Annotated in this window: 15 protein-coding genes; 4 read left to right on the top strand and 11 right to left on the bottom strand. The window is 65.2% G+C overall.

Annotation, left to right across the window (positions count from 1 at the left end; all coding sequences use genetic code 11):
- Positions 1-39 precede the first annotated feature (39 nt).
- Entirely contained in the window at positions 40-540 is a 501-nt protein-coding gene (locus J1N60_RS04525; RefSeq protein ID WP_312911057.1) for a PadR family transcriptional regulator, read from the top strand.
- A gap of 118 nt (positions 541-658) precedes the next feature.
- On the opposite strand, the gene J1N60_RS04520 is transcribed toward J1N60_RS04525, so the two are convergent.
- The 5 genes from J1N60_RS04520 to J1N60_RS04500 all read right to left on the bottom strand — a co-directional run bounded on the left by J1N60_RS04520 (position 659) and on the right by J1N60_RS04500 (position 7,631).
- Positions 659-1,261: a hypothetical protein gene (locus J1N60_RS04520; RefSeq protein ID WP_312911055.1), complete on the bottom strand. Its 603-nt coding sequence runs from the start codon at positions 1,259-1,261 to the stop codon at positions 659-661.
- 90 nt (positions 1,262-1,351) lie between these two features.
- Entirely contained in the window at positions 1,352-2,905 is a 1,554-nt protein-coding gene (locus J1N60_RS04515; RefSeq protein WP_312911053.1) for a carboxypeptidase M32, read from the bottom strand.
- Between the two features lie 267 nt (positions 2,906-3,172).
- The gene (locus J1N60_RS04510) at positions 3,173-4,918 is read right to left on the bottom strand and encodes a hypothetical protein (RefSeq protein WP_312911051.1); all 1,746 of its coding nucleotides are present in this window, start codon (positions 4,916-4,918) and stop codon (positions 3,173-3,175) included.
- 430 nt (positions 4,919-5,348) lie between these two features.
- Positions 5,349-5,951, bottom strand: coding sequence for a TIGR00296 family protein (locus J1N60_RS04505; protein ID WP_253431914.1), 603 nt, complete (start codon positions 5,949-5,951; stop codon positions 5,349-5,351).
- A 150-nt stretch (positions 5,952-6,101) separates the two neighbouring features.
- Entirely contained in the window at positions 6,102-7,631 is a 1,530-nt protein-coding gene (locus J1N60_RS04500; protein ID WP_312911048.1) for a carboxypeptidase M32, read from the bottom strand.
- Between the two features lie 165 nt (positions 7,632-7,796).
- Here J1N60_RS04500 and J1N60_RS04495 point away from each other — a divergent pair, with 165 nt between their 5' ends.
- A complete protein-coding gene (locus tag J1N60_RS04495; RefSeq protein WP_312911046.1) occupies positions 7,797-8,351 on the top strand; it encodes a DoxX family protein in 555 nt (184 codons plus the stop codon).
- A 52-nt stretch (positions 8,352-8,403) separates the two neighbouring features.
- Here J1N60_RS04495 and J1N60_RS04490 read toward each other — a convergent pair whose 3' ends face one another.
- Both J1N60_RS04490 and J1N60_RS04485 read right to left on the bottom strand, forming a co-directional pair.
- Positions 8,404-9,498 (bottom strand): M20 family metallopeptidase, encoded by a 1,095-nt coding sequence (locus J1N60_RS04490; protein ID WP_312911044.1) that lies wholly within the window; start codon positions 9,496-9,498, stop codon positions 8,404-8,406.
- A gap of 109 nt (positions 9,499-9,607) precedes the next feature.
- Positions 9,608-11,026, bottom strand: a complete 1,419-nt coding sequence (locus tag J1N60_RS04485; protein ID WP_312911042.1) for an O-antigen ligase family protein — start codon at positions 11,024-11,026, stop codon at positions 9,608-9,610.
- 202 nt (positions 11,027-11,228) lie between these two features.
- Between J1N60_RS04485 and J1N60_RS04480 the strand changes: the two genes are divergently transcribed.
- Positions 11,229-13,130, top strand: a complete 1,902-nt coding sequence (locus J1N60_RS04480) for a PINc/VapC family ATPase (protein ID WP_312911041.1) — start codon at positions 11,229-11,231, stop codon at positions 13,128-13,130.
- Between the two features lie 104 nt (positions 13,131-13,234).
- On the opposite strand, the gene J1N60_RS04475 is transcribed toward J1N60_RS04480, so the two are convergent.
- Positions 13,235-13,873 (bottom strand): DUF2391 domain-containing protein, encoded by a 639-nt coding sequence (locus J1N60_RS04475; protein ID WP_312911039.1) that lies wholly within the window; start codon positions 13,871-13,873, stop codon positions 13,235-13,237.
- A gap of 399 nt (positions 13,874-14,272) precedes the next feature.
- Between J1N60_RS04475 and J1N60_RS04470 the strand changes: the two genes are divergently transcribed.
- A complete protein-coding gene (locus tag J1N60_RS04470) occupies positions 14,273-15,016 on the top strand; it encodes a DNA polymerase sliding clamp (protein ID WP_254159080.1) in 744 nt (247 codons plus the stop codon).
- Positions 15,017-15,060: 44 nt separating this feature from the next.
- Here J1N60_RS04470 and J1N60_RS04465 read toward each other — a convergent pair whose 3' ends face one another.
- The 3 genes from J1N60_RS04465 to J1N60_RS04455 form a co-directional block, all read right to left on the bottom strand.
- Positions 15,061-15,768, bottom strand: a complete 708-nt coding sequence (locus J1N60_RS04465; RefSeq protein WP_312911036.1) for a DUF2238 domain-containing protein — start codon at positions 15,766-15,768, stop codon at positions 15,061-15,063.
- Positions 15,761-16,375, bottom strand: a complete 615-nt coding sequence (locus tag J1N60_RS04460) for a hypothetical protein (protein ID WP_312911034.1) — start codon at positions 16,373-16,375, stop codon at positions 15,761-15,763. The genes J1N60_RS04465 and J1N60_RS04460 overlap by 8 nt, the downstream gene beginning before the upstream one ends.
- A 93-nt stretch (positions 16,376-16,468) precedes the next feature.
- The gene (locus tag J1N60_RS04455) at positions 16,469-17,473 is read right to left on the bottom strand and encodes a metal-dependent hydrolase (RefSeq protein WP_312911032.1); all 1,005 of its coding nucleotides are present in this window, start codon (positions 17,471-17,473) and stop codon (positions 16,469-16,471) included.
- Positions 17,474-17,630 lie beyond the last annotated feature (157 nt).

Below are 17,630 nucleotides of genomic sequence, written 5' to 3'. Positions count from 1 at the left end.
GGTGGTGCGTTCGGTCGTGAACCCCCCAGGTGTTCGAAAATGCGTGAGCAACCCCCCAATACGAAGTCCGTCCTCGAGCAGTTCTCGAGCGCGGCGACTGCGGCAGGGCAGTCAGCACAGTACGATATCACGATCGGGACGACCAAAGAAGACAGCCGGGCCGTCGAGCGCGAACTCGACGAACTCATGGCGGAGGTCACGAGTGCGCTCCCGACCGACGATGTCCAGTTCGACGACGCCATCATCAAGGAGAATCTCGACGAGATCCTCCTCATGCTCATCTCGCTCCACGGCGAAACCCACGGCAAAGAACTCCTCTCGGACCTGACGCACCTCTTCGGTGCCCAACTCAGCCCCGGGACGGTCTACCCGAGCCTCCACGAGCTGGAGGACGAGGGTGTGCTCTCGATGCACGCGAAGGTCCGCACGAAGGAGTACGCCATCGCCGACGAGGACTACGTCCGAACGACCGTCGAGCAAACGATGCTCCAGCACCTCGCGTTCGGATTGCTGTTGTACGCGTTCTTGCCGCGGCTGTAGGTGTAGGCGATTTTCTGGCAGAGTGTTCGACGGCAGCCGATACGTGTGGATTCTCTCTGGTGGAGTCACTCGAGCAGTGACTACGAGCGGTGGCTACGACAGTGACTACGAACAGTGACTACGCTCGAGGGTCGGAGTCCGGGTCGTGGCTGGAGTCGGGATCGACGTCAGCGTCGGCGTCGGCGTCGGTGTCGGGCCCTGGTCCAGGTTCGACGACGTCTTCGCCGAACTCGTCAGCGTGAGGTCGTTTCGCACCCGGATCTCGATCCCGATTCTGCTCCTGGCTCTGAACTCCATTTCGGCCCCGGTCGCGGTCGCGGCCCTCGGGCTCCCCGGACTCGATTTCGATCTTCGTTCCTCGAGTCTCCTCCTCGCGCCGTTTGCCGATCAACTGCTCGATGCCGCGCTCCGTCTCCTCGTTGATCGCCCACAGCACTCGCCCGAGTCGGTCGGCGTCGCCCGCCAGCCGCTCGAGGTTCTCGTCGGGGGCGAACTCCTGAATACTCCGGGCGCCGTCCGGGTGGAGATACTGCAGCGGGTGGTCCGGCGGCACGTCGTTGAGGTCGACGTCGAAGCCCCAGAGGTACGGGAGCGCCTGTACGGCGTACCCGTGTGGTTTCGGCGCTCGGCGACCCGCAGCGGTGAGCGCGAGAGTGACCGCGGTCGATTCGGCGTCGGTGTCGTAGTAGATGCCCGGCATCCCCGGTATCGAGACTCGCATACTCGAGCCAGGGTGCCAGGAGAAAGAAGTACTCGCCCGGCATACACAGGGTCGCTCGCGGCGCCCACTCGAGACCGGGTCGATCCAGCGCTAGAGGCCGTACAGCGTCCGGAACTTCTCGTCGACGTACTCGAGGAAGTACTCGGCGGTGAGCGGTTCGCCCGTCGCCACCTCGATCAACTCCTCGGTCGGGTAGCGCTGGCCGTGACGATGGACGTGCTCGGTCATCCATTCGCGGAGGGGGTCGAACTCCCCCTCCCGAACGAGCGCGTCTACCTCGAGGTCCTCGCGCATCGCGGCGTCGAGCTGGGCTGCGAGCACGCTCCCGACGGTGTACCCCTGGAAGCCGGCGAAGCCGTACGACCAGTGGGTGTCCTGGAGACAGCCCTCGGCGTCGGTCTCCGGTCGAACCCCGAGGTAGTCGTCCATCTTGTCGTTCCAGACCTGCGGGACGTCGGCGACCTCGAGGTCGCCCTCGACGAACGCCCGGTCGATCTCACACCGGAGGATGACGTGCAGGTGGTAGGTGAGTTCGTCCGCCTCGACGCGGATCAGGTTCTCGGGGTAGATCCGGTTGACCGCCGCGTAGGCCTCGTCGACGGTCACGTCCTCGAGGTGCGGGAAGTGCTCTTTGACGGTGGGGAGAATCAGCTCCCAGAACGCCTTCGTCCGACCCACGTGGTTCTCCCAGAAGCGAGACTGGGACTCGTGGACGCCCGAGGAGAGCGAGGAGCCGAGCGGAGTTCCGTACTGATCCTTCGGGAGGCCGAGCTGGTAGGTCGCGTGACCGAACTCGTGAATCGTCGCCGTCAGCGCGTCGAGCGGGTCGTCCTCCCGGAAGCGAGTCGTGATCCGGGCGTCGAACTGATTGCCGGACATGAACGGGTGCGGAGCCGTGTCGAGACGACCGTGGGTTCGGTCGTAGCCCAGCACGTCCAGAACGGCCTCCGAGAGCGCCATCTGGGTCTCCTCGTCGTAGGTGTGGCCCGCGAACGGCGTCGGCAACTCGCGGCCCCGCTCTTGAATCTCGTCGATCAGCGGAACGAGATGGGCGCGCAACTCGTCGAAGATGCGCTCGACCGTCTCGAGCGGCAGGTACGGCAAACTATCCTCGTAGAGCACCCGATAGGGGTTCTCCGCGGGGTCGATCGCCGCCGCGCGCTCGCGATGGAGGGCGATGAGTTCCTCGAGCGCCGGCGCGAACCGCTCGAAGTCGTCGGCCGCCTTCACCTCCTGCCAGACCTGCTGAGTCTCGGCCTGGTGGGCCGTCAACCGCTCGATCAGGTCGGCCGGGACGTCGACCGCCCGGTCGTGCTCCCGGCGGAGTTCCCGGACGACCGCCGTCTGCTCGTCGGTGAGGCCGTCCGCAGATTCAGCGTTACCCGTATCCCGCGTCACCCCATCGGACTCGAGCGCCTCGAGCCACGTCGCCACCTCGTCGGCGGTCAACAGTTCGTGTCCGAGCGACGAGAGCGTCGACAGTTGCCCCGCTCGCGCCGGCGTTCCCCCTTCGGGCATCATTACCCGTTGATCCCACCCCAGTGCCATCGACGCCATCCGGACGTTCGTCAGCTTCTCGGATCGCTCGAGAAGCCGTTCGTAGGCGTCCGACGGGTCGATGGCAGTCTCGTCAACAGTTGCCATATTTCGTCTCGAAAGGTTCGAGTGAGTGATAGTAAATCCTCGGGTCGATCCGACCATCGTGTGTAGAGAAGCGAGTTCTTCGGCGGCGAAGGCTTACAGCCACTCGGCGGTCCGGATCGACGTTTTACTTGCTGAAAATTCGTTCCAGCCATTTTGAGTTCCCTGTCGAACGGAGGAGATCGGAGCCTGGCTCCTTGGATTGATTCCGCTATACGTTTGACATAAGTGATGGAAAACCGATGTTTTCGTGAATTTCGATAGAATTGGCTACAGATACAGATTCGAGCACGACGCCTCGAGTCGCTTGACCCCCTGGACGGTTTTCCCGGCCGTCCGGAACTGCGGCGACAGATCGTCTAGCTGCCGGCCACCGTCGGTGAGCAGTCGGTGACTGACCTGGGTCGTCCGCATCGACTGCCCCGACCGAACCGCCGGCAGGACACTCTCGAGGTCGTCCGAGGCCCGCCGCAGCTGGGTGGCCACGTCGCTCGCACTCGTCGCCCCTTTCGAGAACCCTTTGTCGCCGACGAGCGTCTCGATGACGAGGAACGCGCTGTACCCCGAATACCAGCCGTTGGCGAACTGGCAGTGGGTGAACTCCTCGTCGCTGAGCCCCAGGTGGTCGCCGTCGGAGTAACCGAGCGTTCCCAGACACGTCGAGAACGATTCGAGTGGATCGCTCGAGGGAGCTGGATACGGATTCGCCTGCTGTTGATCGTGATAGATGCTCGGTGGCAGATCCTTCGCGATCTCGACCCAGGGATTCCGCATCGGATCCACAGAGGCCCGTCCCATCTCCTCGATGAACTCGGTCATCGCCGTCGCCATCTCTCGCGGCTCCTTCCGAACCAGGCGGATGAAATCCGGCAACTCGGCCGCACCCATTGTAACACCGGTCAGAACCCCTGCTTCCTCGGGCGAGTTGAGTTCGGTCGCTAATTTGACCGCGTACGGGTGTTTGTAGTACAGCGTCTCGGTCCCTATGTTCTCGTGGACGTCTTCGACGGTGATCGTCGTCAGCGAGCCTCGCCACGGAGTGAGAGCGATCTCGAGGGTCGACTCGAACGTCGAGGTGTCGAATTCTGATTTCTTCCCAGGATACGTGTTCTTGTCAAATCTCGCACAATCACGCCTGAGTTCAGCACTCGCCACGCCAGCGGAATCACTGAGTTCATACCCATAGGTCACCCAGTATTTCGGCAATTCGAACTTTTCATTATTTATCCCCTCGTTGATTGACGACAGGCTCACCGCTGGCGGCGTCACCGTGAACATCGTCGGATCCTCCCTGTCGAGTTCGAGAGCGTCTCGATCCGAAATCCCGTCACCGGTCGTATCCCGAAGCTCGGGATCGGTTCCCAGTTCGAACTCCTCGGCGTCGCTCAATCCGTCGCCGTCGGTGTCGTCGATCAGCGGGTTCGCCTTCACCGGTCGTTCGGTGAAGAACTGCCCCAGGTCGCGGTCGTCGTCCGGGTCGGCGAGCGCCTCCATCATCGCTTTGGCCTCGCCGTGCTCGTCGACGACGTTGATCTCCCAGCCCTCGAGTTGCTGGCGATCGGTCAATCCGTCGCCGGTGGTGTCGATACGAGCGGGGTGGGCAGTAGCACCGTTGACCACGGCTTTGAGGTCCCAGGCACCGTCGCCTCGATCGGACCTGACGAAATCCCATTCGAGGTCGATGACCTCGGCGTCGGTCAGCCCGTCGCCGCTCGTGTCCGCAACCGCCGGATCCAGGTCGAGAGGGGACCAGAAAACGCCCGGTGAACCATGACGCATCCTGAGGGGCATCGTCTGGACTTCGTCGGGGATACCGGTGTCCGCAGTATCCTCGAGGAAACTCACGTAGTCGACCTCGAGTTCCTCGTCGTTCTCGGCCCGGAGCTGGACGGTCACCTCCTGGCCGGCGAAATCAGAGACGATGAGCGATGTGTTGTGCCAGTCCGTATGAGCAGAGACCGTTCTCGTCCGGTCGTCACCGATCAGCCTGAGTTCGGCGTCTCCGGTTCCGCGCAACCGCGTGTAGAAGTCAACTACCCTACCTAACGCTCGCTGATGCTCACGTTTGAGGGAAGGGGTTGTCGGAATAGCCTCGTGATCGTCGTCATCGTCGAGCAGTCCCCGATCCGACTCGTTTCCGTCCGTGAACGTCGAGTTGCTGTCCGGGTCGGGTGGGACCGTCTCCGTCGCCTCGAGTTCGTACCGGTTGAAATCCGCTTCGTCTCACCCGTCAGCCGTCCCTCCTCACTGCCGACTCGAGGCGCCAGGCGACGCGTCAAATGCTGTTCGTCGATGGATTCTTCGATGCGCCGCTCGCTATAAAAAGTGTAGTGTCCCCCTCCCCTGGTGGACGCCACCTGAAGGCGCCACCTCCGACGTGCGTCCGTCCGGTGAGTGGGCACCGAGCGCGGGCCACATCGAGCCAGGACCGACGCGACGGGAGACGTTACAGTTCCTCGATGCTCCCGTCGCTCGAGCGCTCGCGGAAGACCTGTCCCTCGAAGAGGGTGACGACGACGTCGTCGTCCTGCCAGGCCGTCGGGGGGAGTCCGGCCTTGCGACACGTTCGGTCGAGGTACTCGCGGGCGCTCCAGCCGTTTTCGACTGGAATCGTCGGGTAGAGCCACCCCGCGTTGCCGCCGCCGTCGATGGCGACGCCGTGGGTACCGAGTTCGAGGTCCTCGAGCGGGTCGTCGGTGAGCAGGATGTTCCGAACTGTACAGACCGAGACTGTCAGGTTCGAGAGTTCCGAGGGCGTCACCTCCGAGCCACAGGAGTCGCCGCTCGCGGCTTCGATCGCCGCGTCGACGATGACGTGACCGAGCTGTTCGCCCGAGCGATAGCCGCCGGCACAGCCCCGAAGGCTGCCCCGACCGCGGGTGGATTCGAGCCGGACGAACGCGCCGGTGCGCTCGTAAAAAGTCTCGCGCATGCTTCCCGGGTGTTCTCGTTGGCCGTGCCGTACGTAGGATTCGACGGATTCGCGTGCGAGTTCGACCGCACGCGCCCCGTCCTCGTAGGAGAGGTCTGCGCCCTGTCGCTGGGACATACAGACGTACAAGGAGTTACGTCCCCTAAAGCGCTTCTATTGGAAAAGGGGTATAGTAGCCCCGGCTTACGAGGACGAAAAATCGCCTTGCGTCGGGCTCAATACAGGATTACTGGCGTCCGCTTGGCCGTCCTCGAGGACGGTTCAGCCTCAGTAGTCCTCGAGATCGTACAGGTCGCCGTACTTGTCTTTCGCGTACTCGAGGAAGTAATCCGCCGTGTAGGTCTCGCCGGTGGCTTCCTCGACGAGGTCGGGCGTGGTGTAGCGCTTGCCGTGAGCGTGGATCTCCTCGCGCAGCCAGCCATTGAGGTCGGCGAAGTCGCCCTCGCGGACGCGGTCGTCGAACTCTCCGAGGTCGTCCTCGGCGGCGGCGTACAGTTGCGCGGCGAGCACCGACCCCAACGAGTACGTCGGGAAGTACCCGAAGGAGCCGTGGCTCCAGTGGATGTCCTGCAGACAGCCCTCGGCGTCGGTTTCGGGGCGGATGCCGAGGTACTCCTCGTACTTGTCGTTCCAGGCCTCGGGGACGCCAGAGACCTCGAGGTCGCCCGAGATCAGGTCGCGTTCGATCTCGAAGCGAACGACGATGTGGAGGTGGTAGGTGAGTTCGTCCGCCTCGACCCGAATGAGGTTGTCGTCGTAGACCTGGTTGGCCGCCTCGTAGGCCGCCTCCGGGGAGACGTCCTCGAGTTCGGGGAAGCGCTCGCGGGCGATCGGCAGGAAGTGCTCCCAGAACGGGCGGGAACGACCGACGTGGTTCTCCCAGAGGCGGGACTGCGACTCGTGGACGGTCAGGTCTCGCGCTTCACCGAGCGGGGTGCCGTACCCCTCGTCGGGAAGGCCGAGGGTGTAGTTGGCGTGGCCGAACTCGTGGATGGTCGACGTGATCGACCCCAGCAGGTCGTTCTCGTCGAAGCGAGTCGTCACGCGCGCGTCGAACTGGGTGCCCGTCGAGAACGGGTGCGGGGCGGTGTCGAGACGGCCGCGATCCCAGTCGTAGCCCAGCGAGTCGAGCACGTCTCGAGCGAGCGCTTCCTGATCGTCGTCGTCGAACGTGCCTGCAAAGGCGTCGGTCTCGACGTCGGCCTCGGAGTCGTCGATGGCCTCGAGCAGCGGCACGAGTTCGTCGCGCAGGCGCTCGAGGACGCGCTCGGCGGTTTCGAGGTCGAGGTAGGGCTCGTAGTCGGCAAAGAGGACCTCGTAGGGATCGGCGTCCGGGTCGATGTGGTTCGCGTACTCCTTCTGTAGGTCGACCAGTTTCTCGAGCGTCGGTTCGAAAATCGAGAAGTCGTCTTCTTCTTTGGCCTCGACCCACGTCGGGTGGGCGTTCGCGGTCGTCTCCGAGATTTCTTCGACGAGGTCCTGGGGAACACTCGTCGCTCGGTCGTACCGCCGTCGGATTTCGCGGACGACGGCTTCTTCCTCCCCGTCGAGTTCGGTATCCTCGAGTGCCTCGAGCAGCACGCCGGTTCGTTCGTCGGTCAGCAGTTCGTGGCCGAGCGCCGAGAGCGTCGAGAGCTGTTTCGCCCGGGCGGGCGTGCCGCCTTCGGGCATCACGACCTCCTGGTCCCACCGGAGGACCCCGGCGGCGTTGCCGACGTTCGTGATGCGTTCGATGCGCGTGAGAAGTTCGTCGTAAGCACCGTCCGTCTCCGTCTCCGAATCCGAGACTGTCGCCATGTCACTGCAATACTTGCGGCGGGCTATCAACCTCGTGGTTTCGGCGAACGCCTCGAGGCGGCGCTGGCGACGTCACGAGCGAAGCGAAACGAATCCGGCGAGACGAATACCACGTATTGGGAATCGGTCCCCTCGTTTAATGGATCAGCAGACGACTGTTCAACCATGGCAACAGAAGAAGTACAACTGCAAAGCACAGTTGCAGGATACACGGCGACCGGAAAGCTTCACACTCTCAGCGTCTGGTTCATCCTCGCCCTGCGACTGATGATGGGACTCGCCTTCTTCCAGAGCGGGGTCGATAAGGTCCTCTCCAGAGAGTTCAGTGCGGCGGGCTATCTCACGGGGGCGGCACCGAACAACGGGAGTCCCGCCGCGGACCTGTTCGTCGCGATGGGCGAGACCGGCTGGTTCGTCGACTTCGTGAACGTCGCCGTCCCGTGGGGCGAGGTCCTCATCGGTCTCGGGCTCATCTTCGGCGTCCTGACGCGCCTGGCGGCCTTCTGGGGCGCGTTCATGATGCTCATGTTCTACCTGGGCAACTGGGACATCTCCCACGGCTACATCAACGGCGACTTCGCGTACATGCTCGTCTTCCTGTCGGTCGCCGCCTTCGGTGCCGGCCGCATCCTCGGGCTCGACGCCTATATCGAGCAGTACGAGGTCGGCGGTCAGCCACTCGTCGAGCGTTACCCGTGGACGCGGTACTTCCTCGGGTAGGTGAATACTCTCGATTCGTTTTCTTCGATCAGTAGTTGCGTCGGCCTGTGATTCACCCGCCTCGCTTCCACCCCGTAGACGCGAGCCGCCGGTACGTCTCGAGACAGCGCTCGAGCACCCGGATCGAAACGCTCTCCGTGGCGGTGTGGGCCTCGCCGGGTTCGGACGGGCCGTAGACGACGCACTCGGTGCCGGCCTGGACGAGCCAGCCGGCGTCAGTGGCGTGGGGTTTCGTCACGAGTTCCGGCGGGGTCGACGCGTCTGACTGGACTGCTCGAGCCACCTCGAGCACTGACTCGGCGAATCCGTCGTCCCCACAGCGCATCGGCGGCAGGTCCTGGTCGACCGTCCACTCGATTCCCGGGAGGGCTGCGACGGACTCGAGATCGACCCGCTCGCCGGGGACGGTTCGCTCGTCGACCGTCAGCGTACACGAGTCGGGGACGACGTTGATCCCCGACCCGCCGTCGATTTCGGTGACGGTGACCTGTCCCTCGAGTGGTTCGCCCGCGACCTCGACCGTTGGCGGCTCGAGTTTTCGGATTGCATCGACGGCGTCAGCCGCGCGGTAAATGGCGTTCTCGCCGACGTCGGGTTCGCTGGCGTGAGCCGCCGTCCCGCGGGCGGTGATCGTGCTCCCGCGGCGACCCCGGTGGGCCACGGCGACGTCGGTCACGCCCGGGCCGGAGTAGTTCGTCGACCCCTCCCCGACGACCGCGTAGTCGGGGGCGAAGCCGTGCTCGATGGCGTGGCGGGCGCCGACGCCACCCACCTCCTCGCCGACGAAGCTCGCGAAGACGAGTTCGCCAGCGGGGTCGGCGTCTCGAAACGCGAGCATCGCCGCCGCGACGGCCCCCTTCATGTCGGCCGCGCCGCGGCCGTAGAGACGCCCGCTGCGTTCGTCGACGACGTACCCGCCACTGGTATCGAGCTGTGAGGGCGCCGGGTCGACGACGTCGTGGTGGCCGACGAGTGCCAGCGACGCTCCGCCTTCTCCCCGGCGAGCGATCACGTTCCCCACCTCGTCTCGAATGACGTCGGCATCGGTTTCGCGTCGCAGCCAGTCCTCGACGTAGTCGCCCGCGGCCGTCTCGTCCTGGTGGCTGGGAATGGAGACGAGGTCGCGGGTCAGTTCGCGAACGTGCATGGCGGCGAGTACGACGGTGGAGGTGTTGGGTCCACCGGATTCGGTCTTCGAAAGTGGACCCGACCGCCGCCAGATCGAACGTGGACCCGACTGCCGCCGGCTCGAGCGCTCAGTCCCCGAACAGGAGGTACCCGATGACGAGCGAACCGATCACCGCGCCGGGTGACCACCAGAACAGGGTATAGGACTCGAACAGCTGGTGGACGGCCCAGCCGGCGGCGAACGCGAGCATCGCGACGTCGACCTCGCGGTACTCGATCGCCCCGGCGACGACGCTGCCGACGACGAGGCCGAGGTACGCGAGGCCGCCGACCAGTCCGAACCGGACGAACACCGAGAGGTACGAGTTGTGCGGCGACGCGGACAGTCCGCCCTCGAGGTAGGGTTCGATGACGTGTCCCGCCGGAGCGCCGTATCCGAACAGGAGCGGGCCGTCCCGGATCGCCGCGAGGCTCCCGGCCCAGAGGGCGAAGCGGTTCGAGTCGGAGATGCCGATGACGTCGACGTACATTCCGAGGAGAAATCCGCCGATTGTGAGGGCGGTCGCGACGAGTACCGCAGGGACGGCGCGTCGACCGAAGACGACGTACCCGGCGTAGACCACGACGGCGGTCGCCGCGGCGAGCATCGACGCCCGGGCGTTCGAGAGAAATAACCCGAGGCCGCAGATTCCGGCGAGGGCGGCGGTGACGGCCCCACCGAGGGGGCGTCTGGTGGCGACCGCCCGATGGAACTCCACCATAGCGGCGACGAATCCGGCGAAGGTGACCACGCCAAGGGAGTTCGGGTTCACGAAGATCGATCGCATGATCGTGACGTCGGTCTCGATTCCCGGGAGTGACGGGGAGCCGGACCACTGGCGAACCTCGAAGAGCCACAGCGAGTAGTCGCCAACGAGGTACGTGACCAGTCCCAGCAGGACGACGGCCGCGGCCAGGCGAGAGATGGTCCAGAGGAACACCCGTTCGGGAACGAGGCGCGGAATCACGACGAGGCTGCTCCCCATCACGACCAGGGCCCACACGGGCCATCGCGACTGCGAACTCGAGGGGACGAACGCCAGCGTGTGTGCGAGCGAGACGGCGGCGAGGACGGCGAAACAACCGATCGCAACCCACTCGCCGACCGAGTACTGCCTGGCGTCGGTGACGAGGAGGAAGAACGAGACGATGGCGACGAAGACGGCGACGACCGAGAGCGGTCGAGTCGATTCGAGTCCGAAGCCCGGCGAGCGGCTCTGGTAGACGACGACGAGGACGGCGGCGGCCGCGGCGAAAATGATGGCGAGACCGAGTCCACGGCGGACGGCCTCTCGGGACGAGGCCACGGCGAGTCGACAGCCGAGGACTGCCCCGGGGACGACCGCGACGGCGGCGAGGTGCCACGCATGGACCGAGTCGGTCGCGTTTGCGACGACGACCAGTCCCAGGTAGCACGCGAACAGGAGGCCGGTCGCGCCGGTCACGAGCCAGCCGTCGCTCCGGTCGAAGACGAGCGGCGACGCCGGTTGCTGGTCGATCGTAGCCACAGTCGTGGCAATCACAACGGATGATAAATAGCTGTTCCAATCGACAATCTGCCAGGTACGGGTCGAGCGACCGCCTCTTAACGCGTTCCGTCTCGCTGACTGTTCGCGACTGGATGATTTCCGCGTACTTACCCGTCCGGCAGCCGTACACCTGGTATCGCCGGTGGACACGCTTATACGCCTCCGTCGAGCAATTACCGTTATGAATGTCGTGCCGGACACGAGCGTGGTCATCGACGGCCGCGTCTCCGCTGCGATCGAAGACGGGCAGTTCGAGGGAGCGACGGTCTCCGTACCGGAAGCCGTCGTCGCCGAACTCGAGGCGCAGGCCAACGACGGCCTCGACAGCGGCTGGGACGGCCTGGGCGAGCTCAAACGCCTCGCCGAGTTCGCCGACGAGGGCCGCATCGACCTCGAGTACGTCGGCGAGCGCCCCTCCGCCATCGAGCGCGGTCACGCCGCCGAGGGCGAAATCGACGCCGTCATCCGCGACCTGGCCGAGGACCTCGAGGCCACCTTCGTTACGAGCGACATCGTCCAGGCCGAAGTGGCCCAGGCGAAGGGCCTCGAGGTGGACTACCTCTCCCCCGAAGTGCGGCGAGTGGGGACCCTGGCCATCGAGGAGTACTTCGACGACCAGACGATGAGCGTCCACCTCAAGACGGACACGCGGCCGAAGGCCAAACGCGGCGAGATCGGCGACATGCACTACCAGGAGATCGCCGACGAGCCCCTCGACGAGGACACGATGGACGAGTACGCCCGCGAGGTCGTCGACGGTGCCCGCGAGGCCACCGGCGGCTTCATCGAGCTCTCGGAACCGGGGATGAAGATCGTCCAGTTTCGGGACTACCGGATTGCCATCGCTCGGCCGCCTTTTTCCGACGGCATCGAGATCACCGCCGTCAGACCGATCGTCCAGACCGACATCGAGGACTACGAACACGCCGACGAATTGAAAGAGCGCCTGCTCGAGCGCCAGCGCGGCGTCCTCATCTCCGGGTCGCCCGGGGCCGGGAAGTCGACGTTCGCCCAGTCGGTCGCCCGGTACCTGAACGATCACGACTACGCGGTCAAGACGATGGAGAAGCCCCGCGACCTCCAGGTCGGCCCCGAGATCACCCAGTACACCGAACTCGGTGGGCGGATGGACAAGACCGCCGACGCCCTGTTGATGGTCCGGCCCGACTACACAATCTACGACGAGGTCCGCAAAACCGACGACTTCGAGGTCTTCGCGGACATGCGCCTGGCCGGCGTCGGCATGATCGGCGTCGTCCACGCGACTCGTCCGATCGACGCCCTCCAGCGACTGGTCGGTCGCGTCGAACTCGGCATGATCCCGCAGGTCGTCGACACCGTCGTCTACATCGACGCCGGCGAAGTTTCGACCGTCTACGACGTCAAGACGGAGGTGAAGGTCCCCGCGGGGCTCACCGAGGAGGACCTCGCTCGCCCCGTGATTCAGGTGACGGACTTCCAGACGGGCAAACCCGCCTACGAGATCTACACGTTCAACCGGCAGGTCGTCACGGTTCCGCTCGAGGACGGCGGCGAAACTGCGGAGAGCGGCGTCGATCGGATCGCCAAGTCCGAGATCGAACGCGAGATCCGGTCGATCGCCCGTGGCTACGTCGACGTCCAGCTGAAGAGCCAGAACCGTGCCGTCGTCTACGTCGAGGAGGACGATATCTCGACGGTGATCGGCAAGGGCGGCGGGCGGATCACCGACGTCGAGAACCGGCTCGGGATCGACATCGACGTGCGAACGCACGACGAGAATCCCCACTACGGGTCGGACTCGAGCGGTGGTGGAGGCGGTGGCGGTAGTGGCCGCGGCGGCCACGGCAACGCAGGCGGAAACAGCGGCAACGCACAGCCGGCCGGCCAGATCGTCACCCCCGAGATCACCTCGAGACACGTCATCGTTCCCGTCGACGGCAACCACGGCGAAACCGTCGAGGTGCAGGCCGGCGGCGAGTACCTCTTCACCGCGACGGTGAGTCGCGGCGGCGAAATCCAGGTCTCGAGAGGGAGTGCGATTGCCGACGACCTCGAGGACGCGATCGATCGCAAGCAACCGATTACGGTCGTCCCGTCGTAGCTGGCGCCGGTACTGTCCCGCGGCGAGCGAAGCGAGTCGCGGCTTTTTCGTCCAGGTTTTTGCGCGAGGGTGAGCGGATCGATGTGACGCACGGTCGTCGCCGCTCAAAGGCGGTCGCTGATGTCCTCGTCCGTCGATTCCCCCGGCAAGATGTCGCCTAGCGCGGCGCCGAACGCGGCGACCGTCCAGACCACCGTCACGCGACTCACCTGCTCCATCGCCGTCGGCTCATCCGCGGTGAGTTGTCCCCACATGAGCATCATTGCAACGGACGCCAGTAGCGACACGACGAGCACCCCCGCGTAGCGCCGCGGGATCACGCCGAGGATCGGCTTTCGAACCTCGACCTGCCTGAAGTCGGCGTAGTAGAGCAGCCCTGCGGTCATCGCTAGGAGAAAGCCGAGATTGGCGACGAAGAACACGGGAACGCCGCCAAGGGTGACCGACAGAAACCACTCCGCGATGTCGAAGACGCCGTCCTCGACGAGTAGCGGGAGCGCGAAGATGACGGACCCCACAAACGCCTGCGCGATGTCTTTCGTCGTGTACTTCGTGATCCGTTTCGTGAACGCCTGGCTCCCGGGCATTCGATTTACGAGGTGAATCGTCTCTTCGACTCGTCGACGCTCTCCGGGGTCGTCAGCAGCGTCTTTCAATTCGTCCAGTTTGTCAAGCAGGTCCTCGATGTCCGGGTCCGAAACGTCGTCGCTCGAGGCGCCGCTCGCGTGCGTATCGGCGGTCATCTATCCGAATGGGGATCGGTTATCGACAAAAGTGTGGGTGCCTCCGGTCGGTCCAACCCAGCGCAGTGCTCAGTTTCTCGAGGCCCACAGGCGGCCCGCAAACTGGAGGGGATTGGCGAAGGTCTCGGTGACGTAGACGCCAATGGTCTGGAGCGTGATGGCCGAGCGTTAGGAATCGGCATTCGAACGCAGAATGCAGAAGGACCCCTCGGGTCGTGAAGTCCATCAATTCTGTTTCGAGGACGGTGAACTCGGTGAAGACGAGATCGACAGGCGACTCGAGGTGTCGTCCGCCGGAACACGGTCACCGTTTACACGCCGTGGACCCAGGAGGTGGACGCGAACGGAGTCGGCGCCAAAGGGTGCCTTTTTGTACCGACCGTCCGTAGCCCGATCCATATGTTCAAGGCCATCGTGAGCGCGGAAACGCTCACCAGCGCGCTCGATTCGGTAAGCGTGCTGGTCGACGAGTGCAAGATCCACCTCGAGGAGGAGGGGCTCTCAATCCGGGCCGTCGACCCCGCCAACGTCGGCATGGTCGACCTCTCGCTCGAGGCGGCCGCGTTCGAATCCTACGAGGCCGATGGCGGCCTGATCGGCGTCGACCTCTCCCGACTCGAGGACATCGCCGGCATGGCGGAATCCGGCCAGTTGATCCAACTCGAACTCGACGAAGAGACTCGCAAACTCCACATCCAGATCGACGGCCTGGAGTACACCCTCGCGCTGATCGACCCAGACTCGATCCGCCAGGAGCCGGACATTCCGGATCTGGACCTGCCCGCCCGGGTCGTCCTCGAGGGCAAGGACGTCAACCGATCGGTCAAGGCGGCGGACATGGTCTCCGATCACATCGCGCTGGGCGTCGACGACGCCGAGGAGTTCTTCTACGTCAACGCCGAGGGCGACACCGACGACGTCCACCTCGAGTTGACCCAGGACGACCTCATCGACCTGCAGGTCGGGCCGGCGCACTCGCTGTTCTCGCTGGATTACCTCAAAGACATGAACAAGGCGATTCCGAGAGACACCGAGGTCACGCTGGACCTCGGCGAGGAGTTCCCCATCAAGTGTTACTTCGGCTTTGCGGAGGGACAGGGCCAGGTCACGTACATGCTGGCGCCGCGGATTCAGAGCGACTGATCGACCGATCGACCGATCGACTGATCGACTCGAATCGACATCGCTCACTTCTTCTGTTCTTCCGTTTCCCCTCGCTCGAGGTGCTCCAGTCCCCCCGCTGATCGAGCCTCGAGTCGCTCACGAATCGCCCCGCTCACGTCTCCGAGGTAGGCCCCACCCCAGGTGGCGACGACCAGCGCCCCGATCGAGTTGAAGACGAAGTCGAGCATCGTGTCCTCGAGGCCGTACTGGGTGAGCACGCGAGGCAGCCCCAGGGCCTCGGCAGTGAGGGCGATGGCGAACTCGAGGATCTCCCAGAGGACGCCGAACGCGAGGACGAACAGCAGGATGAACAGCGCGATGAACCGGCCGGGGAAGTGGATGCCCTCGGCGTGCTCGTCGAGGGCACGAACGGTGGCGTAGCCCGCGGCGGCGACGACTGACGCCGAGAGCGCGTGGGTCATGTGGTCCCACCACCAGACCTGGCTGTAGAGCGTGCTCGTGGCACCTGGCAGGCCGACGGTGCCGAAGGCGTGGAGGAAGACGGCGGTCGTGATCCACAACGTGAGCCGTGGATCCATCGGAATACCGTAGTCGCGCTCGAGGATCGGCGGGAGTTGCGTCACGGCGAGGGCCACCGCAGTGTTGACGACGATGCCGCCGTTGCCGCGATCGACGCCCACGAAGAGCATACCGACCAGCGACAGCTCCATCAGGTACGAGAGCTGTCGCTGGCGCTCGGTCGAGAGTGTGAACGCGGCGAGATCAATCATCGTCCACCCCCGGGACGAGGTCCTCGAGGTCGGGGAGTGGGTCGATGCGGCCGAGTCGTCTGAAGTACAGTTCGAAGACGACTCCGGCGCCAAGTCCGGCGAGCGCGGAGAATACGAACTCCCACATGACGGCGTCGTGGTCGGCCTCGAACGGAATGCCGAAGACGGTGGCGACCCCCCAGCGGAACACCGCCCAGAGAGCGGCGGCGGCCATCGTCGTGACGACGACGAAGACGACGGCGAAGGAGGCAGTCATCCGCACAGCGGTGAATGTCTGGAGTTCGACGGCGAGCACAAGCGCGACCGCGGCCACCGAGAGGTAGGAGGCGACGTGGCCGGTCAGGAGGTCGGCCCCCAGCACGATGCCGAGTGCGGGGGTCGCGGCGAGCAACAGCACCTCCCAGGGGAGCATGACCAGCGGCGATCGGAATGCGATCGGCGGGAGGACGGCGAGCCCGACCAGGACGAGCGCGAACGTCGCCCACAGGAGTTCGCGAGTCGCCAGCCCGCCGACGGCAATTCCCACCAGGGCGACCACGATTGCCCAGCCGGCGACGGCGTTCGTCCGATCGTCGCCGATCAGTTGCTCGAGTCGCGTTTGAGACACGGTCACTGATACCGATGGAATCGTTAAAAAGGGGAGGGCTCTCAGGGCGGGCGCCGGAGGTTGTCCGGCCGAGTACCCCGGACACGCTCGACGTTACGGAAATCCTGCCAACAGGTACACCGCGGCGTAGGCGAGGAGCGCGACGGTCACGCCGGTCAGCGCCGTGAGGACGATATCGAACACGCCGCTCGAGGTGCGCCAGCGCTGCGGGATCAGACCGTGAACCCCCGGCACGGTCCCTTCCCGGACGACACCACAGACGAGTCCGGCGCCGAGGATCGAGAAGACGAAGTGGTAGGACATGTCGAGCGTCGGGGGCGTACTGACCAGGGCGACGACCCCGTAGGCGGCCCCGGCGGCGGCGCGACGGTCCAGCGCTGCGAGAGGGTCCCGGTCGGCCAGGCGTGCGTAGGTTAGCAAGGCGAGCCAGATGACGGCGAGTTCGATCGCGAACGCGCCGAGCAGGTTCAGCGTCGGGTCCGGGTGGAGGAGGACGCGAGACTCGAGAGCGGGGGCCGCGAACGGGAACAGCCACTCGGGCGGTTCGCCGGTGACGAGGTCGCCCCACGGATGCGAGAACAGGCCCCAGATCGCCGCGAGGGCGACGATCGCCGGCGAGAAGGTGGTCGCCCGGGAAGTTCCGACCGCGACGACGGCGCCGGTGATCGCGAAGAGAGCCATCACGAACGCCGCGACCGGACCGGACGCGGCGAATGCAACGACCACGAGTGCGGTGAGTAACCCGACGGCGGCGGTGTGAGCGAGGTAAGCACGAACGGAGCCGGAGCTCGAGCGCGTGCGACGAATCGCGAGCAACCCGAACGCAGGCGCGGCGACGACGCCGACGACCAGCGAGTGGGTGGCCGAGCGGTGGACGGTTCGACTGGCGTCCCAGAACGCGGTCGAGGCGCCCAGGGCGCCGTCGCCGAGGTTCCACTCGGCGAGGCCGACGAGCGCGTAGGCGACGTCGACGTCGGGGATCGCGGCGAAGAGGCCGGCGACGACCCCGATCGCCAGCGCGCGACGTGGCCCCCAACCTCGCCACTCGGCGACGAGGGCCGCGACGGCGAACGCGAGGAGCGCGTGACCGACGAACACGATATATCGGATAGGGAACGCGTCGTCTTAAGCGACTCGCGTACTCTCGGTAGTCGGAAGTAGGTGCCGTGACGCAGGAGGCAGGTGGCTCGAGGGAGTCTCGACAGCGGTGACAGACGGCTCGAGAGCGCCGTGGCGGCGGTGACAGACGGCTCGA

The sequence above is a fragment of the Natronosalvus caseinilyticus genome (assembly GCF_017357105.1).
GTDB lineage: Archaea > Halobacteriota > Halobacteria > Halobacteriales > Natrialbaceae > Natronosalvus > Natronosalvus caseinilyticus.
Note: the sequence above shows the minus strand (reverse complement) of the source record. Positions and strands in the feature narration are given on the sequence as shown.